The 4073-nt window shown below is 35.0% G+C and carries 1 protein-coding gene and 1 pseudogene; both read right to left on the minus strand.

What is annotated here, in order from left to right; all coding sequences use genetic code 11:
- Positions 1-678 precede the first annotated feature (678 nt).
- Positions 679-2550 (minus strand): alpha-amylase family glycosyl hydrolase, encoded by a 1872-nt coding sequence (locus tag AC3DU7_RS27245; RefSeq protein WP_488042396.1) that lies wholly within the window; start codon positions 2548-2550, stop codon positions 679-681.
- An 869-nt stretch (positions 2551-3419) separates the two neighbouring features.
- Positions 3420-4073: pseudogene (locus AC3DU7_RS27250) on the minus strand (vWA domain-containing protein); the annotation flags it as partial.

Genomic DNA, 4073 nt, shown 5'->3' on the forward strand with positions numbered 1-4073 from the left:
GTCTCTCAACTAATCTCATAAATCAAGGGGTTAAAATTATATTAGGATTCGAGGATTTAGGAATTTTTATTTTTATTTAGTCTGAAATTACCAGGCAATTTCATTATATTATTAAACATATGGCCTTTGAGTTATTAAATTTTGTCAAATATAAAGGCGCTCTTTTATACAAGTAAACGGAGATATTTGACATCACTTGACTATATATGACTATATTTATGTATAACTTTTATTATACTTCCAGAAAATTGAATTAGAGGTTGTCCGAAAAGTCTTATTTGCTACATCACGCGCCCCCGTGCATCCCCTAAAATTGGAGGACTTGTACCAGCAAATTGACTCTTGTTCCCCCCATAATTGGGGGGATAGGGGGGCATAATTCAGTTATCAGTTATCAGTTATCAGTCAAATAAATTTTCAGAAGGTGTAGGGAGAAACCCCTAGCAAAAGTTTCCAACTAAAAAGCCCCCGCGCATCCCCCAACTTTGGGGTACTTTTACCAGCAAATTGACTCTTGTTCCCCCCAGAATTGGCTTGCTCGGGGGGCAAAATTAAGTTATCAATTATAAGTTTCTCTTTTTCATTAAATTTAACTTCTTCCCTCTTCCTTCTTCCTTTTTCAATAATCACCACCTAAAAATTAAACTTCTTCCTTCTTCCCTCTTCCTTCTTCCTTCTTCAACAAGCCCAATTATCTTGCCACTTAACCGTACCCTCTTCAGCTAATAACCATTGTCGAGAAACTAAATTTTCTCGCTGTGGAATTTCTGTTTCATTTCCATTTTCATCCCGGTAAACAATTGCATATTTATAAGCAATTACTTTTCCAGCACTTTCATTAAAGGGAATTTCATTAAACCAAGTATTAGAATTTATATACTCTAACTGGTAAGCTTTACTAATATCCCAATTCCCCAATTCAGGACAATCTCCTGTTACTACTATTGCTTCTCCAGGATTTGTTGAAACTCCATTTAATTGCGCTCGGACGATTACTTTTCCCTTAACGCGATCGCCTAAATAATTAATCACAATCATGTCTTGTACACCCAATTCTAAATTATGTAATGCGCCATCTTTTACCTCAAAAAAGCGCTTCGTTAAAATACAAATATATTCTCCATCTTCCAAATCAGTTTCTACCCGTTCTATTGTTACTGAATCACCTCGATTAATTGCTACAAAACAACGATAATCTCGGTAACATCGTACATAACAATAAACATCCTCACTAATATATTTTTGCCATTGACTTCCCAGAGAAACTGCAGGATTAACTCGACGTACTTTTGATAATAATTTAACATCCCGATAAATTGGTGTATCTGTATCCCATTTTTCCATCATCGGGCGATTATAAGGTTCTTCCCCACCATCTGTATTATTATAAAGATACTGCTCTGTACCATAATAAATGCAGGGAATACCACGAGAAGTCATAATTAAATTAATAGCTAACCTCAAAATTCCTGGGTCTGGATTCAAATTTTGAAACCTGGGTATATCGTGGTTATCAACAAAAGTAACTAGCTCACTAGCGCTATTATAAACATTATCTTTGTCTAATAATTCTTGAATAATATGAAATCCTCCTGGTTCACATTTTCCTAGCGCGCGTCGAATTGCCACGCAAAAACCAAAGTCTAACATTGACATTCCAGACTTATTAGCAAACTCCAGAGAAGCAGCATCATAAGGTCCGCTAAAAATCCATTCCCCAAAGACAAAGACTGAAGGTTTATGACTTTTAATATCAGCATAAAATTCTTGCCAAAACCATAATGGCATATGTTTAATTGTATCTATTCGTAGGGCATCTACTCCACGGTCTAACCATAACTTAATTGCTGATTTAATATAATCTCTATAGTCAGAATTATTTTCATTAAAATCTGCTAATCCTCCCAATTCTCTATTTTCAACTTGCCATTTTTCATCCCAATCTTCTACTTCGCCATAATGGTGATACCAGTCGTTAACATCGTTATGAAAATCAGCAATTAAAACTCCATCATCAAATAACTGACCTTTTTTACCACCTGCATCTGGGCTACTATGATTACACACAATATCCAGGATTATTTTTATTCCTAAATCATGAGCTGCTGCGACTAATTTGTCGAAAACTGTTTCCTGATTTTTTACTAAGGAAATTTCATCATCTTTGTCTACTAAACGAGGATTTAGTCGTTTAAAATCTTTTGCCCAATAGCCATGAATGGGAGCCATTTCAAATAATTCTTCTTCAATTTGTTCAAATAAAGGAGTCATCCAAATAGCTGTAATTCCCATATTTTTGAGATAGCCAAGTTTATCAATTATTCCCTGTAAATCTCCACCCCAATATAAACCCCATTTTTCTTTATTTGGGTCATATAATTTAGGATTTGGACCTTCATTATTCCTGGGGTCTCCATCAAAAAAGCGGTCTACGATAATGAAATATATTGTTTCTTGACGAAACTCTATGGAACGAGTGAAAAGAAATTCAAAGTCGTTGTTGGTGTTATGTTGGCTGTTAAATGTTTTATTTGTAGAATCTTTTGGCATTTTTGATTTCTGCTTTGGTTAAAATTATTTTGGTTTATTATCGAAATACCAATTTTATAGCAGAAGTAACATCATGTTTGGTTGAATACTCATACTTTGAAAAAAGGAAGGCAGAGGGCAGAAGGCAGAATAGAAAGAAAGGGTTAAAGGGATAGGGTTTTTTATTACTAATTATTAAGCTTTCACTGATGCAATATAAAATTTGTAAGAGGATATCTGAAAAGTTTTTTGATACTGAATTTTGCCCCCCGAGCCCCCCCAAGTTTGCTATCCCTTATAAGGAACTCCTCAGACACGGGGACACGGAGACGCACCAGACGCACCAGACGCGGAGAGCAGGGGAGAAGGGGAGCAGGAGAGAAGAGAGAAATAGTAATAGTATCCAAGTAAAACTACTTAATTTATCAAAATAAATGTACTTTTAAATACATTTTTTCTCTAGAAAAAAGGCTTTGAAAGTCTTGAACATAATTTGTCTATGCGTGTCAATTTTTATGTTAAGAAAGATGTTTATAAAGCATAGCAAGTTTGGGGGGAACAAGAATCTATTAGCTGGTAAAAGTCCCCCAAAATTGGGGGATTTAGGGGGCTTTAATGTAGCAAATGGGACTTCTCAGACAACCTCTTATACCAATTCCCAAAACTAATGCTATACTTGAGAGAAACTTCAGTTATTAAGTAATTAACACAGGTTTAATAACTTATTTCCTAATTATTAGCGAGTTAATGCTAATTATTATGATGTTTATCTCTCCCCTACTCCCCCACTCCCTTACTCCCCTACTTAAGAAAGTGTAGAAAAGTTTTTGAGAAATGGTATTAGGCATTACCCCGCTACCAATAGCTTCTTCCTTATTCCCTCTTCCTTCTTACCTACTCCAATCTTCAACTTCATACAAAAAACGAGTTCCACCAATTAATTTCCGATTCACCGATGTACTCTGAACAAACACCACATATTTCTCCAAATTATTAGGTTTAATTCGCACTGTTGTACCATGAGGCAAACCTAAAATTTCTCGCGCTGATTCACCCTCAAATAAATCTCCCGTTGCTCGATCCATTAAAATAATTTCTTTTTTCCCTTGAATAGTTTCGGTCTTCGTAAATTCATAAAAACCACGCCCTTTATTAAAAGTTAAACCATTTTCTAGAACAAAATTTTTAATCGGTTTATTCTCATCCACTTCTAAAACTTGGAACCTTCCCGGCGTAACAACTCGTAAATCGGCTGACTCATAAATACTGGTTTCTTCTCGATTTAACATGGTATTAAAAATTTGATTTAAACCACGATTCATCCGCCCCATATCTACAATTTCTTGCTCATAAACTTGCAGCTCTTCATCTGAAGATTGTTGATAACAAACTGCTAAAAATAAATCATTAATATAAGCAAATTGGTCTAACTTGATATGAAAACCACCAGATTTTTCTGCCAATTCTTGATAAAACATTGTTGCATGACGACGATTTAATGCTTGTACCCCATAAATTGTAATTCCCATATCTGATAATTTATT

It is taken from the genome of Okeania sp. (assembly GCF_983059655.1).

Excerpts from the sequence above, each read along its gene's own strand:
- AC3DU7_RS27245 (WP_488042396.1), bottom strand. The coding sequence starts at position 2,550 with ATGCCAAAAGATTCTACAAATAAAACATTTAACAGCCAACATAACACC.